The organism is Streptomyces sp. S3(2020), from assembly GCF_013044505.1.
GTDB lineage: Bacteria > Actinomycetota > Actinomycetes > Streptomycetales > Streptomycetaceae > Streptomyces.
In genome coordinates this window covers 1-21,824 of the sequence record NZ_JABERD010000073.1, presented here as the reverse complement: position 1 = coordinate 21,824, position 21,824 = coordinate 1, and the positions used below count along the sequence as shown (strand labels likewise).

At 69.9% G+C, this 21,824-nt stretch carries 21 protein-coding genes; 13 read left to right on the top strand and 8 right to left on the bottom strand.

The window, feature by feature from the left end; translation table 11 throughout:
- Positions 1-39 precede the first annotated feature (39 nt).
- Both HLK59_RS23365 and HLK59_RS23360 read right to left on the bottom strand, forming a co-directional pair.
- Complete coding sequence (locus HLK59_RS23365) at positions 40-1,011, bottom strand: pirin family protein (RefSeq protein ID WP_171143456.1); 972 nt, start codon at positions 1,009-1,011, stop codon at positions 40-42.
- A gap of 122 nt (positions 1,012-1,133) precedes the next feature.
- Entirely contained in the window at positions 1,134-1,601 is a 468-nt protein-coding gene (locus HLK59_RS23360; protein WP_171143455.1) for an SseB family protein, read from the bottom strand.
- 169 nt (positions 1,602-1,770) lie between these two features.
- Between HLK59_RS23360 and HLK59_RS23355 the strand changes: the two genes are divergently transcribed.
- The 5 genes from HLK59_RS23355 to HLK59_RS23335 all read left to right on the top strand — a co-directional run bounded on the left by HLK59_RS23355 (position 1,771) and on the right by HLK59_RS23335 (position 8,091).
- Positions 1,771-2,634, top strand: a complete 864-nt coding sequence (locus HLK59_RS23355; RefSeq protein ID WP_171143454.1) for an intradiol ring-cleavage dioxygenase — start codon at positions 1,771-1,773, stop codon at positions 2,632-2,634.
- A gap of 134 nt (positions 2,635-2,768) precedes the next feature.
- Positions 2,769-4,610: an acyl-CoA dehydrogenase gene (locus HLK59_RS23350; protein WP_171143453.1), complete on the top strand. Its 1,842-nt coding sequence runs from the start codon at positions 2,769-2,771 to the stop codon at positions 4,608-4,610.
- Positions 4,611-4,687: 77 nt separating this feature from the next.
- Entirely contained in the window at positions 4,688-5,983 is a 1,296-nt protein-coding gene (locus HLK59_RS23345) for a M18 family aminopeptidase (RefSeq protein ID WP_171143452.1), read from the top strand.
- Positions 5,984-6,146: 163 nt separating this feature from the next.
- Positions 6,147-7,778, top strand: coding sequence for a hypothetical protein (locus HLK59_RS23340; RefSeq protein ID WP_171143451.1), 1,632 nt, complete (start codon positions 6,147-6,149; stop codon positions 7,776-7,778).
- 73 nt (positions 7,779-7,851) lie between these two features.
- On the top strand, positions 7,852-8,091 hold the full coding sequence (locus HLK59_RS23335) for a DUF6458 family protein (protein ID WP_171143450.1): 240 nt from the start codon (positions 7,852-7,854) through the stop codon (positions 8,089-8,091).
- On the opposite strand, the gene HLK59_RS23330 is transcribed toward HLK59_RS23335, so the two are convergent.
- Positions 8,079-9,908: a thioredoxin-like domain-containing protein gene (locus tag HLK59_RS23330; RefSeq protein WP_171143449.1), complete on the bottom strand. Its 1,830-nt coding sequence runs from the start codon at positions 9,906-9,908 to the stop codon at positions 8,079-8,081. The genes HLK59_RS23335 and HLK59_RS23330 overlap by 13 nt on opposite strands.
- A 29-nt stretch (positions 9,909-9,937) precedes the next feature.
- Positions 9,938-10,342, bottom strand: a complete 405-nt coding sequence (locus HLK59_RS23325) for a cupin domain-containing protein (RefSeq protein ID WP_171143448.1) — start codon at positions 10,340-10,342, stop codon at positions 9,938-9,940.
- Positions 10,343-10,395: 53 nt separating this feature from the next.
- On the opposite strand from HLK59_RS23325, the gene HLK59_RS23320 reads away from it, so the two are divergent.
- Positions 10,396-11,403 (top strand): helix-turn-helix domain-containing protein, encoded by a 1,008-nt coding sequence (locus HLK59_RS23320; RefSeq protein ID WP_171143447.1) that lies wholly within the window; start codon positions 10,396-10,398, stop codon positions 11,401-11,403.
- On the opposite strand, the gene HLK59_RS23315 is transcribed toward HLK59_RS23320, so the two are convergent.
- Positions 11,318-11,866 carry a hypothetical protein gene (locus HLK59_RS23315; protein WP_206327500.1) on the bottom strand — a complete coding sequence of 183 codons (549 nt, stop codon included), beginning with the start codon at positions 11,864-11,866 and terminating at the stop codon, positions 11,318-11,320. The genes HLK59_RS23320 and HLK59_RS23315 overlap by 86 nt on opposite strands.
- 69 nt (positions 11,867-11,935) lie before the next feature.
- Here HLK59_RS23315 and HLK59_RS23310 point away from each other — a divergent pair, with 69 nt between their 5' ends.
- The gene (locus HLK59_RS23310) at positions 11,936-12,433 is read left to right on the top strand and encodes an LURP-one-related family protein (RefSeq protein WP_171143446.1); all 498 of its coding nucleotides are present in this window, start codon (positions 11,936-11,938) and stop codon (positions 12,431-12,433) included.
- 15 nt (positions 12,434-12,448) lie between these two features.
- On the opposite strand, the gene HLK59_RS23305 is transcribed toward HLK59_RS23310, so the two are convergent.
- Positions 12,449-13,243 (bottom strand): carbon-nitrogen family hydrolase, encoded by a 795-nt coding sequence (locus HLK59_RS23305; RefSeq protein ID WP_171143445.1) that lies wholly within the window; start codon positions 13,241-13,243, stop codon positions 12,449-12,451.
- Positions 13,244-13,421: 178 nt separating this feature from the next.
- Between HLK59_RS23305 and HLK59_RS23300 the strand changes: the two genes are divergently transcribed.
- The 3 genes from HLK59_RS23300 (at position 13,422) to HLK59_RS23290 (ending at position 15,312) form a co-directional block, all read left to right on the top strand.
- Positions 13,422-14,246 carry a maleylpyruvate isomerase family mycothiol-dependent enzyme gene (locus tag HLK59_RS23300; protein ID WP_171143444.1) on the top strand — a complete coding sequence of 275 codons (825 nt, stop codon included), beginning with the start codon at positions 13,422-13,424 and terminating at the stop codon, positions 14,244-14,246.
- 86 nt (positions 14,247-14,332) lie between these two features.
- A complete protein-coding gene (locus tag HLK59_RS23295) occupies positions 14,333-14,854 on the top strand; it encodes a hypothetical protein (protein WP_171143443.1) in 522 nt (173 codons plus the stop codon).
- Positions 14,851-15,312 (top strand): GNAT family N-acetyltransferase, encoded by a 462-nt coding sequence (locus tag HLK59_RS23290; protein WP_171143442.1) that lies wholly within the window; start codon positions 14,851-14,853, stop codon positions 15,310-15,312. Before HLK59_RS23295 ends, HLK59_RS23290 begins: the two co-directional genes overlap by 4 nt.
- A 61-nt stretch (positions 15,313-15,373) precedes the next feature.
- Here HLK59_RS23290 and HLK59_RS23285 read toward each other — a convergent pair whose 3' ends face one another.
- Complete coding sequence (locus HLK59_RS23285) at positions 15,374-16,222, bottom strand: D-alanyl-D-alanine carboxypeptidase (protein WP_171143474.1); 849 nt, start codon at positions 16,220-16,222, stop codon at positions 15,374-15,376.
- A gap of 260 nt (positions 16,223-16,482) precedes the next feature.
- On the opposite strand from HLK59_RS23285, the gene HLK59_RS23280 reads away from it, so the two are divergent.
- Both HLK59_RS23280 and HLK59_RS23275 read left to right on the top strand, forming a co-directional pair.
- A complete protein-coding gene (locus HLK59_RS23280) occupies positions 16,483-17,133 on the top strand; it encodes a GntR family transcriptional regulator (protein WP_171143441.1) in 651 nt (216 codons plus the stop codon).
- Complete coding sequence (locus HLK59_RS23275; RefSeq protein WP_171143440.1) at positions 17,130-18,422, top strand: MFS transporter; 1,293 nt, start codon at positions 17,130-17,132, stop codon at positions 18,420-18,422. The genes HLK59_RS23280 and HLK59_RS23275 overlap by 4 nt, the downstream gene beginning before the upstream one ends.
- 203 nt (positions 18,423-18,625) lie before the next feature.
- Here the strand turns inward: HLK59_RS23275 and HLK59_RS23270 are convergent, their stop codons facing one another.
- Entirely contained in the window at positions 18,626-20,245 is a 1,620-nt protein-coding gene (locus HLK59_RS23270; protein ID WP_171143439.1) for a protein kinase, read from the bottom strand.
- A gap of 336 nt (positions 20,246-20,581) precedes the next feature.
- Here HLK59_RS23270 and HLK59_RS23265 point away from each other — a divergent pair.
- A partial coding sequence (locus tag HLK59_RS23265) for a protein kinase (protein WP_240982598.1) occupies positions 20,582-21,824 on the top strand: 1,243 nt, incomplete at its 3' end.

Below are 21,824 nucleotides of genomic sequence, written 5' to 3'. Positions count from 1 at the left end.
CTTCGGGCCTCCTCGCAACCCAGCGAACCTCGGCAGCCCTTACAGGCCACCCTCCGACATCCCGTGCACCGCGGGCACCGTCCCCAGCCGGCCCTTCTGGAAGTCCTCGAACGCCTGCTTGAGCTCGTCCTGGGTGTTCATCACGAACGGCCCGTAGTGCGCCATCGGCTCACGGATCGGCTGTCCGCCCAGGAGCACGACCTCCATGTCCGGCGTGTGCGAGTCCTGCTTCTCGTCCGCGCGGACGGTCAGGGACCCGCCGGCACCGAAGACCGCCGTCTGACCCAGGTGGATCGGACGCCGCTCGGCACCCACCGATCCCCGGCCGGCGAGGACGTACGCCAGCCCGTTGAAGTCCTCCCGCCACGGCAGCGTGAGCTCCGCACCCGGCGCCAGCGTCGCGTGGACCATCGTGATCGGCGTGTGCGTGACGCCGGGACCGGCGTGCCCGTCGAGGTCACCGGCGATCACCCGCAGCAGCGCACCCCCGTCCGGCGTCGTCAGCAGCTGGACGTTGCCGCCGCGGATGTCCTGGTAGCGCGGGGCCATCATCTTGTCCTTGGCGGGCAGGTTCACCCACAGCTGGAGGCCGTGGAAGAGGCCGCCCGACATGACCAGGGACTCCGGCGGGGCCTCGATGTGGAGCAGGCCCGAGCCGGCCGTCATCCACTGCGTGTCGCCGTTGGTGATGGTGCCGCCGCCACCCTGGCTGTCCTGGTGGTCGAAGACGCCGTCGATGATGTAGGTGACGGTCTCGAAGCCGCGGTGCGGGTGCCAGGGCGTCCCCTTGGGTTCCCCGGGCGCATAGTCGACCTCGCCCATCTGATCCATCATGATGAACGGATCCAGATGCCGGTAATGAATCCCGGCGAACGCACGCCGCACCGGAAATCCCTCACCCTCGAAACCGCTCGGCGCGGTCGTGACACCGAGCACGGGACGGGCCACGGCGTCGGCCGGGGCGGCCACGCGGGGCAGCGTCAGCGGGTTCTCTACGGTCACTGCGGGCATGTCGGTACCTCCTTGTGCGTCCAGTTTAGTTGAGCGTTGAACTTCCTGCCACCCTGAACAGACAAAACCCGGAGGGCATTCCCTCCGGGTCTCCCGTTGCCGAAGCCGGCCGCTAGGGGCCCCTAGCCGCCGTACATCCGCCGCATCGCGAACTCGACCATCTGCTCCACGGCCTTCGCGTCGAAGACCATCCGGTGCTCGCCCTCCATGTCGAGGACGAAGCCGTAGCCGGTCGGCAGCAGGTCGATCACCTCCGCGCCGGTGATCACGAAGTACTTGGACTCCTTGCCCGCGTACCTCCGCAGTTCCTTCAGCGAGGTGAACATCGGGATCACGGGCTGCTGGGTGTTGTGCAGGGCGAGGAAACCGGGGTTGTCGCCGCGCGGGCAGTACACCTTCGACGTGGCGAAGACCTGCTGGAAGTCCTCCGCCGCCAACTGGCCCGTCGTGAAGGCGCGCACCGCGTCCGCGAGGGACGGCGGGGACGGCTCGGGATACAGCGGCGGCTGCTGGCCGTACCCGCCCGGCATCTGCTGCTGCGGCGCGGCGTACTGCTGCTGCGTACCCGCGCTCTGGTCGTAGCCGTACATGGGCGCAAGCGTACCGAGCGGGGCGGGGCGAGTGAGGCGGTACCGGGGTGCGGGCTTCCACGGGGAGTTCACAGGCGGGGCTCTGGTTTCGCACAGTGGACACCCATAGCGTCCGCCACATCAAAGAAAGCGCCATAGAAGTGCAAAGCACAGGCAAGGGGAGAGGGTCATGAGCGGACACCACCACCACGACGACACCGAGGTCCACGAGCACGACCGGGGGCTGTCCTACGACCTTCCCGTCCTCGCCCGCCGCCGGATGATCCGGCTGCTCGCCGGGGCGAGCCTGGTGCCGCTGGTCGGCTGTTCGTCCGACGACGGCGACAGCGCCTCCTCGGCCTCCTCCAGCGGAAGCTCGTCCGGTGGCAGCTCCTCCGGAAGCACCTCCTCCGGCTCCGCCGAGTGTTCCGTCATCCCCAACGAGACCGCCGGCCCCTACCCCGGTGACGGCTCGAACGGTGTGAACGTCCTCAAGGAGAGCGGTGTCGTCCGCAGCGACATCACCAAGAGCTTCGGCGACTCCGCGGGCGGCACCGCCGAGGGCGTGCCGCTGACCATCACGCTGACGGTCGTGGACGCCGCGTCCGGCTGCGGTACGCCGAAGGAGGGCGCGGCCGTGTACCTGTGGCACTGCGACCGGGACGGCAACTACTCCCTGTACTCGGAGGGCGTCACGGAGGAGAACTACCTGCGCGGTGTCCAGGAGACCGACGACAAGGGCCAGGTCACCTTCAAGAGCATCTTCCCGGCTTGCTACACGGGCCGCTGGCCGCACATCCACTTCGAGGTCTACGGCAGCCTGGAGGACGCCACGGCGGCGACCTCGATCACCAACACCTCGCAGCTCGCGTTCCCCAAGGACGTCTGCGACACGGTGTACGCGACGGACGGGTACAGCCGCAGCGTGTCCAACCTCGGCCAGCTCTCGCTGGAGACGGACAACATCTTCAGTGACGGCTACGACCAGCAGCTGGCGACGGTGAAGGGCAGTGTGGACGCGGGGTACACCGCCACCCTCACCGTTCCGGTGTGAACCGTCACAGATGGCCGGATCAGGGTTGCGGTTTATTACTGGCGGGTAGCATCATCGTATCGAAGCTACTTGTTGGTACGTGAACTAGCGCGAGGATCCAGTGCCTCGCCCGTCTCTCTACGGGAGCCGTCGCCATGGGGCACTACAAGTCGAATCTCCGCGACATCGAGTTCAACCTCTTCGAGGTCCTCGGCCGCGACAAGCTGTACGGCACGGGTCCGTTCGAGGAGATGGACGTCGAGACCGCGAAGAGCATCCTCGACGAGCTGACGCGCCTCGCGGAGAACGAGCTGGCGGAGTCCTTCGCGGACGCCGACCGCAACCCGCCGGTCTTCGACCCGGAGACCAACACCGCGCCGGTCCCCGCGTCCTTCAAGAAGAGCTACAAGGCGTTCATGGACTCCGAGTACTGGCGGCTCGGCGTACCCGAGGCGATCGGCGGCACCACCGCCCCGCCGTCCCTGATCTGGTCGTACGCGGAGCTGATCCTGGGCGCGAACCCGGCCGTGTGGATGTACTCCTCCGGCCCGGCGTTCGCCGGGATCCTCTACGACGAGGGCAATGACGTACAGAAGAACATCGCCCAGATCGCCGTGGAGAAGACCTGGGGTTCGACCATGGTGCTGACCGAGCCCGACGCGGGTTCGGACGTCGGCGCCGGCCGCACCAAGGCGATCCAGCAGGAGGACGGCTCCTGGCACATCGAGGGCGTCAAGCGCTTCATCACGTCCGGTGAGCACGACATGGAGGAGAACATCCTCCACTACGTCCTCGCCCGCCCCGAGGGCCACGGCCCCGGCACCAAGGGCCTGTCCCTCTTCATGGTCCCGAAGTACCTGTTCGACTTCGAGACCGGCGAGCTGGGCGAGCGCAACGGCGCCTACGCCACCAACGTCGAGCACAAGATGGGCCTGAAGGCCTCCAACACCTGCGAGATGACCTTCGGCGACCGGCACCCCGCCAAGGGCTGGCTGATCGGTGACAAGCACGACGGCATCCGCCAGATGTTCCGCATCATCGAGTTCGCGCGGATGATGGTCGGCACGAAGGCCATCTCGACGCTGTCGACCGGCTACCTCAACGCCCTGGAGTACGCCAAGGAGCGCGTCCAGGGCTCCGACCTGGCCGCCTTCGGCGACAAGGCCGCGCCCAAGGTCACCATCACCCACCACCCCGACGTGCGCCGCTCGCTGATGACGCAGAAGGCGTACGCGGAGGGCATGCGCGCCCTCGTCCTCTACACCGCCTCGATCCAGGACGCGATCGCCGTCAAGGAGGCCGCCGGCGAGGACGCCAAGGCCGAGCACGCGCTGAACGACCTGCTCCTGCCGATCGTGAAGGGCTACGGCTCCGAGAAGGGCTACGAGCAGCTCGCGCAGTCGCTCCAGACCTTCGGCGGCTCCGGGTTCCTCCAGGAGTACCCGATCGAGCAGTACATCCGCGACGCCAAGATCGACACCCTGTACGAGGGCACCACGGCGATCCAGGGCCAGGACTTCTTCTTCCGGAAGATCGTCCGCAACCAGGGCGCGGCGCTGAACGGTCTCGCCGAGGACATCAAGAAGTTCCTGGCGCTCGGCACCGGCGGCGAGGAGCTGGCGGGCGCCCGTGAGCACCTGGCCAAAGCGGCCGTCGAGCTGGAGGCGATCGTCGGTCTGATGCTGACCGACCTCGCGGCCACCGAGCAGGACGTCAAGAACATCTACAAGGTGGGCCTGAACACCACCCGCCTGCTGCTGGCCTCCGGCGACGTCGTCGTCGGCTACCTGCTCCTCAAGGGCGCGGCGGTGGCCGCCGAGAAGCTGGAGACGGCTTCCGCGAAGGCTGTGTCTTCCAAGGATGTGGCGTTCTACACCGGCAAGATCGCGGCGGCGAAGTTCTTCGCGGCCAACGTCCTGCCCGGCGTCACCGGTGCCCGCAAGCTCGCCCAGGGCGTCGAGCTCGACCTGATGGAACTGGACGAGGCCGCGTTCTAGGACACACCCGCACAGCTCCCCCGAGGCCCGCTCCCACCACCGGGAGCGGGCCTTCGTACGTCGTTAAGGTGAACCCCATGAGCGAACCCTCCCGCTTCGACCGCGGTCACACCGACGACCTCATGTCCTTCCTGGCTGCCGGCCCCTCGCCGTACCACGCCGTGGCGAACGCCGCCGAGCGACTGGAGAAGGCGGGCTTCCGGCAGGTCGCGGAGACGGACGCCTGGGACGGGACGACCGGCGGCAAGTACGTGCTGCGCGGCGGCGCGATCGTGGCCTGGTACGTCCCCGAGGGCGCCGAACCGCACACCCCGTTCCGGATCGTCGGCTCGCACACCGACTCCCCCAACCTGCGGGTCAAGCCGCTGCCGGACGCCGGGGCGCACGGCTGGCGCCAGGTCGCCGTGGAGATCTACGGCGGACCGCTGCTGAACTCCTGGCTCGACCGCGACCTGGGGCTCGCGGGCCGGCTGACACTGCGGGACGGCTCGACGCGTCTGGTCAACGTGGGCCGGCCGCTGCTGCGGGTCCCGCAGCTCGCCGTCCACCTGGACCGTTCGGTGTCGACGGAGGGCCTCAAGCTCGACAAGCAGCGGCATCTCCAGCCCATCTGGGGGCTCGGCGACGACATCCGCGAGGGCGACCTCATCGCCTTCCTGGAGGAGGAGAACGGGATCCCGGCGGGCGAGGTCACCGGCTGGGACCTGATGGTGCACTCCGTGGAGCCCCCCTCCTATCTGGGCCGCGACAAGGAGCTGGTGGCCGGCCCGCGCATGGACAACCTGCTGTCCGTGCACGCCGAGGTCGCCGCGCTGGCCGCCGTCTCCGCCGGCTCGGCTCTCTCCCACATCCCCGTACTGGCCGCCTTCGACCACGAGGAGAACGGCTCGCAGTCGGACACCGGCGCGGACGGGCCGCTGCTCGGCAGCGTGCTGGAGCGTTCGGTGTTCGCGCGCGGAGGGTCCTTCGAGGACCGGGCGCGCGCCTTCGCCGGCACGGTCTGTCTCTCCTCCGACACGGGCCACGCGATCCACCCCAACTACGCGGAGCGCCACGACCCCACGCACCACCCGCGCGTCAACGGCGGCCCGATCCTCAAGGTCAACGTCAACAACCGCTACGCCACGGACGGTTCGGGCCGCGCGGTCTTCGCCGCCGCCTGCGAGAAGGCCGGGGTCCCCTTCCAGTCCTTCGTCTCCAACAACTCCATGCCCTGCGGCACCACCATCGGCCCCATCACCGCGGCCCGCCACGGCATCAAGACCGTCGACATCGGCGTCGCGATCCTCTCGATGCACAGCGCCCGCGAGCTGTGCGGCGCCGACGACCCGTATCTGCTGGCGAACGCGCTGGTGGCGTTCCTGGAGAGCTGAGTTCGGGGAGAGCTGAGTTCGGGGAGAGCTGAGTTCGGGGAGAGCTGAGTTCGGGGAAGTCCCCGCCCCCCACGCACCACCTTTTTGAACCTGTTCAAGACGGGTTCCGGCGGCGTACGATGCGCTGCGATCTTCATCATCCAAGGTCTCGTGGGGGGACTTCATGCGAAGAAAGTCGGTGCTGGCCTGCGCGTCCGTCGCGGCGGGCCTGCTGCTCGGCCCCGTACCGGCGGCACACGCGGCGGTGACGCCGGTGCTGTACGGCGTCGGCAGCGGTGACCACCCGGGAGCGGGCCTGGTGTCGGTGTCGGCCTCCTCCGACACCGCCGTCACCTCGATCACCGCGCACCTGTACGCGCCGGGCTCCGCCGCCGACGCCCAGGAAGTCGCCGAGGTCAGCGACTTCACCCTGGTGTCCGGCACCGGCCACCCGGGCCTGTGGCAGACCACCACCCCGCTGCGCCTGGCCGATCTCGGCACCTATCGCGTCGTGGTCGACCTGACCGACGCCGACGGGGACACCACCACGGCCGAGGGCACCTACGCGTACCAGCTCGAAGCCGATCTGACCGACCTCCAGGCCACGCCGCGGGCACCGGACCACGAGCACCAGGACGTCACCGTCTCCGGCGGCTTCACGATCACCGACCCGCGCACCGGCGGGACGACGCCCGCGGCGGGCGCCGAGGTGGACCTGGAAATCTCCGGCGCGGACAGCAGGACGACCACGACCGGCGCCGACGGCCGTTTCACCGCCGCCTACAAGGTGACCGACTCGGCCTACACCTCGGTCAACGCCTGGCTGCGGCTGAACGAGCCCTGGTACCAGTCCAGGGCCAACCAGAGCATCGAGGTCCGGGCCGTGCGGTCGGACACCCGCGTGACCCTCGACGCCACCGAACTGGACGTCAAGGCAGGGCAGTCGGCGCAGATCTCCGGCACCGCCGAGGTCAACGTCGGCGGAGCGTGGAAGCCGCTGTCCGGGGCCACCGTCGACGAGGTGTGGTCGAGCGACCTGGGCGGCGCGGCCGCACGGCCGGTCACCGGCACCGACGGCCGCTTCACCGGGCAGCTGACCCTGTCGGGCTCCGGCTCGGTGGAGGTGAACGTGCGCGGCACGACGTTCCTCGACACGAGCCCGACCCAGAAGGTCAAGGTCTACGTCGCGAGGAAGACGTCGGTCTCCGACTTCACGGCGAAGCTGGACAAGAACTCCAAGCTCACCGCCAAGGGCCTGCTTCACACGGGCACGAGCATGCCGGCCGACGAGTACAACAAGGTCGAACTCCAGTACTCGGCCGACGGGAAGACCGGCTGGACGACCGTCAAGACGGTCACGCCGACCGACTACGACCCGGACTTCGGCGCATCGTTCAAGGGCGCCTTCGCGGCGCCTTCCAAGGGCTACTACCGCGCCCACTTCAAGGGCGGCCGCACCTGGCAGGAGTCATACAGCCCGGTCGTGTACGCCAAGCGCACCCCGACCCGCGTCCTCGACGGCAACGCCTCCCCCGAGCCGGTCCGCAAGGGGCGCACGATCACCTGCAAGGGCAAGTTGCAGCACTACACCTCGGGCGCCTGGAAGGCCTACGCCGACCAGAAGGTGAAGATCCTCTTCCGGGCCAAGGGCGCCAGCACCTGGCAGGACATGGGCAACGCCACCACGCGTTCCGACGGCACCTTCAGCAAGGGCTCCAAAGCCTCGAAGGACGGCACCTGGGTCGCCGTGCTGCTCCACCCGGACGGCGACCACCTGGTGAGCGCCGGGCGCGAGGACTTCGTCGACGTGCGGTGAGGCATGGGTGTCGCCTCCCCGGGTACCCGGCGTCCGGACCGGACCGACCGGACCGGACAGGGAGGCGACACCTATGGGCCTCGGCGGATGCATCATCCTCATCGCCGCGGGAGCCATCCTCACGTTCGCGACCGACTGGGAGATGCAGGGCGTCAATCTCGACCTGGTCGGCGTCATCTTCATGATCGTCGGCCTGATCGGCGTCAGCACCTTCAGCAGCATCGCCCGCCGCAGGCGGGTGGTGGTACCGCCGTCCACGACGACAGTGGTCGAGGACGACCACCACCGGCGCGGGGGCGGCTACAGCGCCTGATCGTCCATACCGGCCAGCACGAGGGGCAGCCGGTCCGCACCGCCCTCGACGAGACGGACCGGCACGCCCCAGTCCTGCTGGTGGACATGGCAGGCCGGGTACTCGATCGCCGGGTCGTCGTCGCAGGAGGCGGCCATCGCCGAGACGTGCAGCACGCCCTCGGTGACGGCCGGATCGAGGTGCAGGGTGCGGGAGAGGTCCGTGCCCGCCCCCTCGCCCTCGGCGAGCAGCTCGGGCGGGGTGGCGGAGACGAGCAGCCGGGTCGACGGCCCGTGTCGCGTGTCGAGCTTCTGACCCGCCGGGGCCTGGAAGACCACGTCCAGCCTCAGTCCGCCCGGGGCGACTTCGGTGGCGGCGCGCTGGGTGCGATGGGCGACCGACTCCACGCGTACGGCCTCCTCCGGGAGCCGCAGCCGGGTCAGCCGGTGCCGGGCCGACTCGACGACCACGAGGTCGTCGCCGACGAGAACGGCGTCGCTGGGCTCGCGCAGGTCCGTGGCCAGGGTGGTGACTTCGCCTGTCGCCGGGTCGTAGCGGCGCAGGGCGTGGTTGTAGGTGTCGCTGACCGCGACCGAGCCGTCGGGCAGCGCGGTGACGCCCAACGGGTGCTGGAGCAGAGCCTGTTCGGCGGGGCCGTCGCGGTGCCCGAAGTCGAAGAGCCCGGTGCCGACGGCGGTGTGGACGGTGCCGTCGAGGTCCATCCAGCGCAGCGCGGACGTCTCGGAGTCGGCGATCCACAGCCGCTCGGGGGTGGCGGCGAGCCCGGAGGGCTGGGCGAACCAGGACTCGGCGGCGGGCCCGTCGACGAGGCCCTCGTTGGTGGTGCCGGCCGCGACGGCGACCGTCCCGTCGTCGGGGTCGTACGTCCACAGCTGGTGGATGCCGGCCATGGCGATCCACACCTTGCCCTGCCACCAGGCCACGTCCCAGGGGGAGGAGAGGTTGACCTCGCGGGCCGGTCCCGAGGTGTCGTCGCCCCGCATCCACTGGTAGCCGGTGCCGGCGAGGGTGGTGGTGCGGCCCGCCTCCGGGTCGTAGCGGCGCAGCGTGTGGTTCACGGTGTCGGCGACGACCACGGAGCCGTCCGGCAGCAGCGCCAGCCCCTGCGGCTCGTTGAACCGTGAGCGGACCGACGTACTGTCCGTCATGCCCCGGTGATCGCCCTGCCCGATCCGCCGCACCACGGTCTCCCCGTCCGCCGCCAGCTCCACCAGCTGATGCCGGGTGGTGTCACTGACCAGGAAGTTCCCCGAGGGCAGCAGCAACGCCTTCCCCGGGAACCGCAGCACGGTCGCCTCCGGCTCCGGCGCCACATAGGGCCCGTCCCCGCGCCGCAACGTGCCCTTCGCCCCGTGCTCGGCCTCAAGCTCCGCCACGAGCCGCTCGATAGCGTGCACATGCCCCTCCCCGGCATGCTGCGCGACGACATACCCCTCCGGATCGACCACGACAAGCGTCGGCCAGGCCCGCACCGCGTACTGCTTCCACGTCGCCAACTCCGGGTCGTCGAGCACCGGATGCTCCACCCCGTACCGCTCGACGGCATCCACGACCGCCCCGTGCTCGGCCTCGTGCGCGAACTTCGGCGAGTGGACACCGATGACGACGACGGTGTCGGGGTGCTTGTGCTCCAGCTCCCGGAGCTCGTCGAGGACGTGCAGGCAGTTGATGCAGCAGAACGTCCAGAAATCGAGAACGACGATGCGGCCCCGCAGGTCGGCGAGGGTGTACTGCTTCTCGCCCGTGTTCAGCCAGCCGCCCTTGCCGACGAGCTCGGGGGCGCGGACGCGGACACGGCGGGGTGCGGAGTCGCTCATGGATCAAGGGTGCCACCCGCCACCGACAGTCACCTCAGCGTGTGGCCCGTCGTGGCGTCCACATGCTCCGGCACGTCCTCGTGGCGGTCGCCGACCGTGAGGGTGCCGGTGGGTTCGAGGACGAGGATCGTCGAGGGGACGGGGGCGTAGGGCTTGTGTTCGGTGCCGCGGGGGACCGTGAGGACGGAGCCCTTGGGGAGGACGACCGTGCGTTCGCCGGCCGGTTCGCGCAGGGCGATGTGGAGTTCGCCGTCGAGGACCAGGAAGAACTCGTCGGTGTGGTCGTGGACGTGCCACACGTGCTCGCCCTCGACCTTGGCGACGCGTACGTCGTAGTCGTTGACGGTGGTGACGATCCGGGGGCTCCAGCGGTCCGTGAAGGACGCGAGGGCCTTTTCCAGGGAGATCGGCTCAAGGGAGACGGGTTCGCTCATGTCCGTCATCGTCGGGCGTGACGGCACCGGCGGACGAGTGCTAGGAATCGCATATGTCGCAAGGATCCTCTCACCGTGTCGTCCTGCTGGTGGACGAGAACTCGAACCCGTTCGAGATGAGCTGTGCCATCGAGATCTTCGGGTTGCGACGGCCGGAACTGGGACGGGAGCTGTACGACTTCCAGCTGTGCGCCGCCGCCCCGAGCACCCGCATGCGGGACGGCTTCTTCACGCTCACCGGCGTCGCCGGTCTGGAGGCCACCGAGGACGCGGACACCCTGATCGTGCCGAACCGGCCCGACACCGACACCCCGCGCCCGCCCCACGTCCTGGACGCCGTCCGGCGGGCACACACGCGTGGCGCCCGTCTCGTCGGCTTCTGCTCGGGCGCGTTCACCATGGCGGAGGCCGGGCTGCTGGACGGCCGGCGGGCGGCCTGTCACTGGATGTGGGCCGACTCCTTCCGGTCCCGGTTCCCGCGTGTCCTGCTGGAGCCGGACGTGCTCTTCGTCGACGACGGGGACATCCTCACCGCGTCCGGCAGCGCTTCCGCGCTCGACCTGGGGCTGCATGTCGTACGACGGGACCACGGCGCCGAGATCGCCAACCACGTGTCGCGGCGCCTGGTCTTCGCCGCCCACCGCGACGGCGGACAGCGGCAGTTCGTGGAGCGTCCGGTGCCCGAGGTGCCGGACGAGTCGCTGGCGCCGTTGCTGGCGTGGGCGCAGGAACGGCTGGGGGAGCCGTTGACGGTGGCGGATCTCGCCGCCCGCGCGGCCGTCTCCCCCGCCACGCTGCACCGCCGTTTCCAGGCCCAGCTCGGCACGACACCGCTGGCCTGGCTGACGGGGGAGCGCGTGGCACTGGCCTGCCGGATGATCGAGCGGGGCGAGGAACGCCTGGACGTGGTGGCCTCCCGCAGCGGCCTGGGCACCGCCGCGAACCTCCGCACGCGCGTGCGACGCGAGACGGGCCTCAGCCCGTCGGCGTACCGGAGGCGGTTCGGGACGTCGGTGACGGAGGCGATGACGGTGACGGAGACGCCGTGGCCGCGGCCCTGACCTGCCGCATCCAGGCCGCGGAGACCCTCTTCGGGACGTTCGGCAGCAGACCGTCCGCCTTGGTGAGGGCCAGCCCCCGGGACCAGCCGCCCCCGCCGCAGCCGTCGGACTGGCGCAGCAGCTTCACGTCGACGGAGTCGTCGACAAGAGGCGTCCCGGCGCCCGCGCGGGTGACGGTGAGGCGGACCGGGGCGGTGTCGGGGTCGACGTCGTCGGGCAACGAGAGGAACACCCTGGAGACGGACTCCCCTCCGAGCTCACCCTCGACGCAGTCGCCCCGCGAACACAACTCGTAGGAGGCGCCCTCGAGACCGCCGAAGTCCTCCTGTACGACGTACACACCGAGCTCGGACACCACACCGACCCCGGCACAGGGCGTCGGGTCGGTGCACCCGGTCAGGACCGCGAGGGAAGCGGCGACGGCGAGGGCGACGGGGACGTACACCCGTCCGATCTTTCTCATGGGGGTGTCGACCATCCCGACGGCCTATTGGTTGCGTTCGGCCGCGCAGGTCGGGGAAGCCGTAACGGCATGAGATTCCTCGTACGCGACCGGCTCCTCGGCTTCGGTGACGACTACTGGATCGAGGACGACCAGGGCAACAAGGTGTTCCTCGTCGACGGCAAGGCCATGCGGCTGCGGGACACCTTCGAGCTGAAGGACACCCGTGGGCGCGTCCTGATCGACATCCGGCAGAAGATGCTCGCCCTGCGCGACACGATGCTCATCGAGCGGGACGGCGAACCGCTGGCCACCGTCAAGCGCAAGCGGCTGTCCCTGCTGCGCAACCACTACCGGGTGTCCCTGGCGGACGGCAGCACCGAACTCGATGTCAGCGGGAAGATCCTCGACCGGGAGTTCGCGGTCGAGTACGACGGTGAGCTGCTCGCCGTGGTCTCCCGGCGATGGCTGCACGTGCGGGAGACCTACGGCCTGGACGTCGTGCGCGAGGACGCGGACCCGGCGCTGCTGATCGCGGTGGCGGTGTGCGTGATCCACCTCGCCGAGAAGGAGCGGGAGTCCGACTGAGACCCCGGACGGGCCCTAGCGCCGGGGTGCGTCGAGGCCCAGCATCCGGTCCTTCAGCGCGGGGAACTGATCCCGTGTCACGGCCACCTTGCCGGGGTCGAACTCGACGGTGAGGACCTCCTCGCCGGCGCCGGCCTCGGCCAGCACCTCGCCCCACGGATCCACCACGATCGAGTGACCGGCCTGTGGAACTCCCGCGTGCGTCCCGGCCGTTCCACAGGCGAGCACGTACGCCTGGTTCTCGACCGCCCGCGCCTGGGCCAGCAGCGTCCAGTGCGCCCGGCGGCGCTCCGGCCAGCCCGCGGGGATCACCAGGGTCTCGGCGCCGGCGTCGACGAGGCCGCGGAAGAGTTCGGGGAAGCGGAGGTCGTAGCAGGTGGCCACGCCGAGGGTGGTCTCGGGCAGACGGACCGTCACCAGGTCGCGGCCCGCGCCCATCAGCACGGCCTCGCCCTTGTCGAAGCCGAAGCGGTGGATCTTGCGGTAGGCGGCGATCAGGTCGCCGGACGGGGAGAAGATCAGGGAGGTGTTGTAGAGGGTGCCCTCGGGAGTGCGCTCCGGGATCGAGCCCGCGTGCAGCCAGACGCCCGCGTCGCTCGCGGCCTTCGCCATGGCCTCGTACGTCGGCCCCTCCAGCGACTCGGCCTCGCTGCCGAACCCCTCGTAGGCGAACGCGCCCGTGGTCCACAGCTCCGGCAGCACGACCAGATCGGCACCGGACTGGTCCCGTACCAGCGAGGCCACCCGTCGTCGGCGCGATTCGACCGATTCGCCCTCACTTACGGCGATCTGAATCAACGAGGCGCGCACACTACCACCGTCCTGGCATTCGAGCCGTCCACACGGGCCTACGATCGTCACACGAAAGCACTGCCGGGGTGCCTCACAGCAGCGTAACTTAGCGTTCCAAGACACCCGCCGACAGCCACCTCCATTGGCAACGCCGCCATCACCAGCCCGTGCTCCGACCGCCGAGGGGTCCCGTTCCGTGAGTCTGCATCCCACCCTCCAGCCCTACGCCGACGCCTGGACCCACTCCATCGATGCGATATCCGAGCTGGTGACGCCGCTCGTGGAAGGCGAGTGGAACCGGCGTACCCCGTGCCCCGGCTGGTCGGTGAGGGACGTCGTGTCCCATGTCATCGGTCTGGACACGGAGATGCTGGGCGACCCTCGCCCCATCCACTCACTGCCTCGCGACCTCTACCACGTCACCAATGAGCAACAGCGGTACACGGAGATGCAGGTCGACGTCCGCCGCCACCACACGGCGCCGGAGATGACGTCCGAGCTGGAGTACGTGATCATCCGCCGCAACCGCCAGCTGCGGAACGAGTCGCGGGATCCGGGTACGAAGGTGCGCGGCCCCCTCAGCAGCGAACTGACACTCGAAGAGTCCATGCGCAGGCACGCCTTCGACGTCTGGGTGCACGAGCAGGACCTCCGCGCCGCCCTCGGCCGTCCCGGCAACCTGGACTCCCCCGGCGCGCACATCGCCCGTGACGTCCTGCTCGCCGAGCTGCCCGCCATAGTCGCCGAGAAGTCCGACGCCCCGCGCAGCTCGGCGATCGTCCTCGATGTCCACGGCCCGATCGAGTTCCTGCGCACGATCCGCGTCGACATCCAGGGCCGCGGCACCCTGGAGACGGCCCCCGCCCTCGGCCCCGCCGCCACCCTCACCCTCGACTGGGAGACCTACGTCCGCCTGGCCTGCGGCCGGGTGACGGCGGACGCGGTACCGGACCGGGTGAAGGCGGAGGGCGACCCGGCACTGACGGCGGCGATCCTGCGGAACTTCACGGTGACGCAGTAGCCGGACCGTGCACCTCGAAGGGGCGGCCGCGACCTCGGATCGCGGCCGCCCCTTCGCCTGCGGCCAGGACCCGGCATCATGGCCGCATGGCCGATCTCCGAACCGTCTCAGCAGTGCCCGCGTCCGTGGACGTGCCCGCGCTGGCCGCCCTCGCCGACACCCATCACCCGCGTGCCGTAAGGCCGTTGGGGACGCACGAGGTCGCCGGGCATCTGGTGAAGGCGTACGCGATCGAGGCGCCCGGGCGGGAGGTCGAGGGCGCGGAGGGCGGGCTGGCGGTCGCCGAGGCGCACCTTGCCGGCGCCGGTCCGCGTGGCTCTCTCGGGGTCGCCGTGCTGCTGGTGCATGCCGGTGGGGACGGGGACTACGTGCTCGTGCACACGTGGATCGAGGGGTACATGTCCGATCTCGCGGTGTTCGTCGGGCCCGCCGGGCAGCCGGAGGGGTTGCGGCCGGGGCGGCAGGGGCTGGCTCCGTGTGTGTGGGAGGCGGCCGTCCTCGCGCACGAGCGGGACGCCTGGGTGCGGTGTGTGCTGGACGGGGACGGGGAGTTCGACGCACGGCTCGCCGCCTGGTCCGCGGATGTGCTGGAGGGGGAGGTCCGGTGAGCGGTGTTCCCGTGGTGCGACGGGCGCGGGTGGAGGACCTGCCGGAGGTCGTCGCCCTGATCGCCGAGCACGCCGTGTACGAGAAGGCCGAGCCGCCCGCCCCCGGGCTCGCGGACCGGTTGCGGCCCCTGCTGTTCGGGAGCCCCGAGCCGCGGCTGCGGTGTCTCGTCGCGGAGTTGGACGGGTCCGTCGTCGGATACGCCACCTGTTCCACCGAGGTCTCCACCTGGGACGGCGCCGAGTACCTGCACATGGACTGCCTGTTCCTGCGGGACGGACACCGCGGGCTCGGCATCGGCGAGTCCCTCATGGCCGCCGTACGGGACGAGGCGCGGGCCCTCGGGCTCGGTCAGGTGCAGTGGCAGACGCCGGCGTGGAACGACGGGGCGATCCGGTTCTACGGGCGGATCGGGGCCAAGTCCAAGGACAAGCGGCGCTTCTTCCTGCCCGTGACATGAGTAAGGGGGCCTGCCGCCGCAGGCCCCCGTTCCCAGGTTCTCGCGTGAGCGAGTCAGCGTGTCAGCTGATCTTCGCGTAGCCGTAGTTGATGAGCTTCTTCACGTCCGCGGTGCGGTTGGCCTCCGAGGACGCGGTGAGGACCGTGCCGATCACCGACTCGCCGTTCTTCGTCGCGGCGAAGATGAGGCAGTACTTGGCCTCGGTGCCGGAGCCGGTCTTCACGCCGAGCGTGCCGTTCCAGCCGAGCAGGGTGTTGGTGTTCTTCCAGGCCGCCATCGTGCGGGTGGAGCCCGTCTTCGTGATCGTCTTGGCCGTGTACGACTTGGTCTTGACGACGGTCTTCATGGTGGAGCTCTTCATCGCGCTGCGGGCGAGCTTCGTCAGGTCGCGCGGCGTCGAGGCGTTGGCGCCCTTGCTGATGCCGTCGAACGAGTCGAACTTCGTGTTCGTCATGCCCAGCGTCTTGGCCATGGCGTTCATCTTGCTGATGAAGCTCTTGGTGCGGGCCGCGACCGTCGAGCCGGAGCCGTACTTGTCGGCGAGCGCCATCGCGGCGTCGCAGCCCGACTTCAGCAGCATCCCGTAGAGCAGCTGGCGGACGGTGACCTTGTCGCCGACGATCAGGTTCGCGGACGAGGCGCCGTTGGCGACGATGTAGTCGCTGTAGGCCTTCTTGATCGTGACCTTGGCGTCCAGGTTCAGGTTCGACTGCGACAGGACGACCTTCGCGGTCATGACCTTCGTGGTGGACGCGGTGAGCCGCTTGGTGTCGGCGGACTTCGAGAAGAGAGTCGTGCCGGTGGCGCTGTTCATCAGGAACCCGCCCTTGGCGGTGATGGTGGGCGCGGTGACTGCCTGCGCCGGCGCTGCGGTGAGGGCTCCGGTGGCGAACAGCGAGCCGGTGGTCACGGCCACGGCTACGGCCCTGCGGATACGAATGCCCTGAATGCCGGTAATCAAGTGAGGTACCCCGAATATGTTGAATTCCTCTGGCGTGCGGCCGAGTTGAGCCCAGAAAGCAGTGGGGCCGCATGTGTCTGACGTCTAAGTAGCACAGAAGGTTGTGCGGCCATTGGGGCGGGATGGGATTTGACTGTCAGGAGGGGCGCCGGGGTCCGCATGATGGACGGCCGCACCTGATGCGTACGTGTTGTATCTATGATGTGCGCATGCCTTCAGCCCCAGCCGCCCTGTCCTCCGCCGACCGCGTCTACGACCACGTCAAACAGGGCGTCCTGGAGCGCCGTTACGAGGGCGGGACCCTGCTCACCGAGGGCGAGCTCGCCGAGGCCGTGGGGGTGTCGCGGACACCGGTGCGGGAGGCGCTGCTGCGGCTCCAGGTGGAGGGGCTGATCAAGCTCTACCCGAAGAAGGGCGCGTTGGTCCTGCCCGTCTCCGCGCAGGAGATCGCGGACGTCGTGGAGACCCGCCAGCTCGTCGAGGAACACGCCGCGCGCAAGGCCGTACCGGCGTCGCCGCAGCTCATCGCACGCCTTGAGGAACTCCTCGCCCGGCAGAAGGAACAGGCCGCCGCCGGGGACCTGGCGGGCGCCGCCGTCACCGACCGCTGCTTCCACGCCGAGATCGTCCGCAGCGGGGGCAACGAGATCCTGTCCCGGCTCTACGACCAGCTGCGCGACCGGCAGCTCCGCATGGGCGTCGCCGTGATGCACGCCCACCCCGACCGCATCACCAAGACCCTCACCGAGCACGAGCAGATCCTCGACGCGCTGCGCTCCGGCGACGCGGCGGCGGTTGTCGGGCTCATCCACGGGCACGTCGAATGGTTCTCCCACCTGGCACGGGGCGAGGTCCGATGAGCACCACCCTTCCGGGCGACCCCCCGGGCGGCCGGCGCGCGATGGCCGTCTGGGGCATCGGCGTCTCCGTCTACTTCGTCGCCGTCATCTTCCGTACCTCGCTGGGGGTGGCCGGCCTCGACGCCGCCGACCGCTTCCACGTGGGCGCCTCCGCGCTGTCGACCTTCTCGATCCTCCAGCTGCTCGTGTACGCGGGCATGCAGATACCCGTCGGCCTGCTCGTCGACCGGCTCGGCACCAAGAAGGTGCTGACCATCGGGGTGGTGCTGTTCACGGCCGGACAGCTCGGCTTCGCCTTCTCCCCCTCGTACGGCATGGCCCTCGCCTCGCGCGCGCTGCTGGGCTGCGGTGACGCGATGACGTTCATCAGTGTGCTGCGGCTCGGCACCCGCTGGTTCCCGGCCCGGCGCGGTCCGATGGTCGCGCAGTTCGCGGGGCTGGTCGGCATGGCGGGCAACCTGGTCTCCACCCTGGTCTTGGCCCGGCTGCTGCACGGCATCGGCTGGACGGCGGCCTTCGCGGGCAGCGCGCTCGCGGGCGTGGTGGTGCTGGTCCTGCTGCTGCTCTTCCTCAAGGACCACCCCGAGGGACACGAGCCGGAGCCCTTCCCGCACCAGGGCGCGGCCTATGTACGACGTCAGATCGCCGCCTCCTGGCGGGAGCCCGGCACCCGGCTCGGCCTGTGGGTGCACTTCACGACCCAGTTCCCGGCGATGGTGTTCCTGCTGCTGTGGGGCCTGCCGTTCCTGGTCGAGGCGCAGGGGCTGTCCCGTGCGGTCGCCGGTGAACTGCTGACCCTGGTCGTGCTGTCGAACATGGTGATCGGGCTGGTCTACGGCCAGGTCGTCGCCCGGCATCACGAGGCACGGCTGCCGCTGGCGCTGGGCACCGTGGGGGCGACGGGGCTGGTGTGGGCGGTGACGCTGGCGTACCCGGGTGAGCATGCGCCGATGTGGCTGCTCGTGGTGCTGTGCACGGTGCTGGGCGCGTGCGGGCCGGCCTCGATGATCGGCTTCGACTTCGCGCGGCCGGCGAACCCGCCGGAGCGGCAGGGCACGGCGTCCGGCATCACCAACATGGGTGGCTTCGTCGCCTCGATGACGACCCTGTTCGCGGTCGGGGTGCTGCTGGACGCGACCGGGAACAACTACCGGGTCGCCTTCTCCGCGGTCTTCGTGCTCCAGGCGCTGGGGATCAGCCAGGTCCTGCGGCTGCGGAAGCGGGCGATCCGCCGGGAGCGGGAGCGGTTGGTGGCGAGCCGGGTGGAGACGGTGCACGTACCTGCGTAACCCCGGGGCCCGAGCATCAGGAGGATCCCGGATGAAGATGAGGCACGCCCTCGTCACCGCAGGCGCCCTCGCCCGCCTGTCCATCCCGCTCGGGTCGCTTCGAGGGCAGCACCTGTCTGAACGGCTGCACGAGCTTCACCGACGACAACCCCTACAGCTGAGAACGGCGCGGGACGGGAACTCGGGTCCCGTCCCGCGACGCGTCAGGACGGGTCGCCGGTGGAGATGTCGAACTGGATGTCCACCTCGTTCGGGTCGACGTCGGTGCCGGCCTTGGGGGACTGCCGCATCACGGTGTCCTGGCCGTAGGTGTTCTCGTCCACCGGGTTCTTGTCGTAGTTCCACCCGGCCGCCGTCAGGCAGGACAGCACCGAGTCCCAGTTCTTGTAGGTGAAGTCCGGTACCTGCACCTTGTCCGGGTCGTCGTACGACTCCAGCGGCTCGGTGCACTTCGTCGTCTCGATGGTCCGTGAGGTGTCGGGGCCCCTGTGGCTCGCCGCCACCGTCGGGCTCGCGCTGTCGTCGCCGCCGGCGTCGTCGTCCGTCCCGCCCCCGTTCAGCGCCAGCGCCGCGATGAGGCCGCCGACCGCCACGACGGACACGATGATCGAGCCGAGCACCACCGGCCTGTTGCTCTTGCGGCCGCCGCCCGAGGGCGGTGCCTGCTGCGGGGCGATGTTGTACGGCGGCGGCGTCGAGGCGTACGCGTTCGGCGCCGGCGTGGGGACCTGGTAGCCGCCCTGCTGCGGATAGCCGTACGCCGGGGAAGGCGCCGACGGCGGCGGGGTGCCGTACGGGTTCGGCGTCGGCGCCGGCTGGTACGGCGTCTGGACCGGGCCGGCCGGCGCCGGAGTCCCCTGGTCCACCGGCGGGAACACCGCCGAACCCACGCCCGCCCCGCTCGACGTCTGCGCGCCGGGGACGATGCTCGGCGCGGCCGCCTGGAAGGACGCCGCCACCCGCAGGCACTCGGTGCGCATGGCCTCGGCGCTGGGGAAGCGCTCGTTCGGGTTCTTCTTCAGGGCGCGGGCGATCAGCGCGTCCACGGCGGGCGGCAGCGACCGGTTGACCTGCGACGCGGCCACCGGCTCTTCCTGCACATGCGCGTACGCGATCGCCAGCGGCGAGTCCGCGTCGAACGGCAGCCGTCCGGTGACCAGTTGGAACAGCATGATGCCGACCGAGTAGAGGTCGGAGCGGGCGTCCACGCCACGGCCCAGCGCCTGCTCGGGGGAGAGGTACTGAGGGGTGCCGACCACCATGCCGGTCTGCGTCATCGACGTGACGCCCGACTGCATGGCGCGCGCGATGCCGAAGTCCATGACCTTGACCACGCCGCGCTTGGTCATCATCACGTTGCCGGGCTTGATGTCGCGGTGGACCAGGCCCATCTCGTGGCTGATCTCCAGCGCCGCCAGCACATCCGCGGTGATCTTCAGCGCCTTGTCGGCGGGCATCGCGCCGTACTGCCGTACGTCCTCGTCGAGCACCGAGCCGAGCGGCCGGCCCTCGACGTACTCCATGACGATGTACGGCATCGTCATCCCGTCGAGGTTGTCCTCGCCGGTGTCGAAGACCGAGACGATGTTGGTGTGCGTGAGCTTGGCCACGGCCTGGGCCTCGCGGCGGAACCGCTCGCGGAAGGCCTGCTCGCGGCCCAGCTCGGTGTGGAGCGTCTTGATGGCGACGGGACGGTCGAGCACGGTGTCGTGCGCGAGGTGCACCGAGGCCATACCGCCCTCACCGAGCAAGTCGCGCAGCTGATAGCGGTTGTTGGCGATCGCCCGCCCCGCATACCGGCCGTGTGCGCCGTCCTGGCTCATGTTCCGCGTCCCCCATCGGCCATCAGGCGCCGGCCCGACTGTCGTTGATCGAATGGCTCATTCCCGGCCAAGTCTGCCCCACGGCACTGACAGGTCAAGCCAGGTGCCCGATCCGTGACCGTACGCGAAAGAAGCGTCGCGGAAGCGTTACAGGTGGCCTACCGCCGGTACACAGAATTTGCACGACAGCGCGTGCTACCGCTTTGATGACCGGTCCGTCTCTGGCCGGTCCCCGGGCTCATCCCGGACCGGAGGCTTGCGCGGAGGCTGTAGCGTGGCCGACGGAGACCGTAACAACACCGCGCGCACCGCGGGCAGAAACGACGGCGAGGACCGATGGCACAGCAGCAGCGCGCTCAGGGCCCGTCCGACCCCGAGGCGACTGGCGGCGGGATGTCAGACGCGCCGGAGATGTGGGGCAACGGCGGACTGGTCGGCGACGGCCGGTACCGGCTGACACACAGACTCGGCCGGGGCGGCATGGCCGAGGTGTTCGCGGCCGAGGACGTACGGCTCGGCCGCACCGTGGCGGTCAAACTGCTGCGCGCCGACCTCGCCGAGGACCCGGTCTCCAAGGCCCGCTTCACCCGCGAGGCCCAGTCCGTGGCCGGTCTCAACCACCACGCGATCGTCGCCGTGTACGACTCCGGCGAGGACTACGTGAACGGCCAGGCCGTTCCGTACATCGTCATGGAGATCGTCGAAGGCCGCACGATCCGCGACCTGTTGATCAACGCCGAGGCCCCCGGGCCCGAGCAGGCGCTGATCATCGTCTCCGGTGTCCTGGAGGCGCTCGCCTACTCGCACCAGCACGGCATCGTGCACCGTGACATCAAGCCGGCCAACGTCATCATCACCCACGGCGGCGCCGTGAAGGTGATGGACTTCGGCATCGCCCGCGCGCTGCACGGCGCGCAGTCGACGATGACGCAGACCGGCATGGTCATGGGCACCCCTCAGTACCTGTCGCCCGAGCAGGCGCTCGGCAAGGCGGTGGACCACCGCTCCGACCTGTACGCGACGGGCTGCCTCCTCTACGAACTCCTCGCGCTGCGGCCGCCGTTCACCGGTGAGACCCCGCTGTCCGTCGTCTACCAGCACGTCCAGGACATCCCGACGCCGCCGTCCGAGGTCTCCGACGCCACGCCTCCGGAGCTCGACGGCCTGGTCATGCGCTCGCTCGCCAAGGATCCGGACGACCGGTTCCAGACGGCCGAGGAGATGCGCGGGCTCGTCCAGTACGGGCTCCAGATGCTGTACGAGCAGGGCGGTCACACCGGCACCTGGAACACCGGGCCGGTCGCGATGCACGACGGCCGGCACACCCCCTCGGGCGGCTTCGCCGGCACCACCGTCATGCAGCACCCCGGTGACGCCTCCGGCACCACGCAGATCCCGCAGCCGATCCTGCCGGGCGGCTACGGCGGCGGGGACGACGGCGGCTTCGAGGGCCACGGCAACCGGGGCAGCGGCCGCGGCAAGCTGTGGATCCTCGCCGTGCTCGCGGTGATCGCCATCTGGACCGTATGCACACCTGCCGCGGCCGAAGAAAGGGAAGGGTTGAGTACCGAGGTGAGAA

Excerpts from the sequence above, each read along its gene's own strand:
- HLK59_RS23365 (WP_171143456.1), bottom strand. The coding sequence starts at position 1,011 with ATGCCCGCAGTGACCGTAGAGAACCCGCTGACGCTGCCCCGCGTGGCC.
- HLK59_RS23360 (WP_171143455.1), bottom strand. The coding sequence starts at position 1,601 with ATGTACGGCTACGACCAGAGCGCGGGTACGCAGCAGCAGTACGCCGCG.
- HLK59_RS23355 (WP_171143454.1), top strand. The coding sequence starts at position 1,771 with ATGAGCGGACACCACCACCACGACGACACCGAGGTCCACGAGCACGAC.
- HLK59_RS23350 (WP_171143453.1), top strand. The coding sequence starts at position 2,769 with ATGGGGCACTACAAGTCGAATCTCCGCGACATCGAGTTCAACCTCTTC.
- HLK59_RS23345 (WP_171143452.1), top strand. The coding sequence starts at position 4,688 with ATGAGCGAACCCTCCCGCTTCGACCGCGGTCACACCGACGACCTCATG.
- HLK59_RS23340 (WP_171143451.1), top strand. The coding sequence starts at position 6,147 with ATGCGAAGAAAGTCGGTGCTGGCCTGCGCGTCCGTCGCGGCGGGCCTG.
- HLK59_RS23335 (WP_171143450.1), top strand. The coding sequence starts at position 7,852 with ATGGGCCTCGGCGGATGCATCATCCTCATCGCCGCGGGAGCCATCCTC.
- HLK59_RS23330 (WP_171143449.1), bottom strand. The coding sequence starts at position 9,908 with ATGAGCGACTCCGCACCCCGCCGTGTCCGCGTCCGCGCCCCCGAGCTC.
- HLK59_RS23325 (WP_171143448.1), bottom strand. The coding sequence starts at position 10,342 with ATGAGCGAACCCGTCTCCCTTGAGCCGATCTCCCTGGAAAAGGCCCTC.
- HLK59_RS23320 (WP_171143447.1), top strand. The coding sequence starts at position 10,396 with ATGTCGCAAGGATCCTCTCACCGTGTCGTCCTGCTGGTGGACGAGAAC.
- HLK59_RS23315 (WP_206327500.1), bottom strand. The coding sequence starts at position 11,866 with ATGAGAAAGATCGGACGGGTGTACGTCCCCGTCGCCCTCGCCGTCGCC.
- HLK59_RS23310 (WP_171143446.1), top strand. The coding sequence starts at position 11,936 with ATGAGATTCCTCGTACGCGACCGGCTCCTCGGCTTCGGTGACGACTAC.
- HLK59_RS23295 (WP_171143443.1), top strand. The coding sequence starts at position 14,333 with ATGGCCGATCTCCGAACCGTCTCAGCAGTGCCCGCGTCCGTGGACGTG.
- HLK59_RS23280 (WP_171143441.1), top strand. The coding sequence starts at position 16,483 with ATGCCTTCAGCCCCAGCCGCCCTGTCCTCCGCCGACCGCGTCTACGAC.
- HLK59_RS23275 (WP_171143440.1), top strand. The coding sequence starts at position 17,130 with ATGAGCACCACCCTTCCGGGCGACCCCCCGGGCGGCCGGCGCGCGATG.
- HLK59_RS23270 (WP_171143439.1), bottom strand. The coding sequence starts at position 20,245 with ATGAGCCAGGACGGCGCACACGGCCGGTATGCGGGGCGGGCGATCGCC.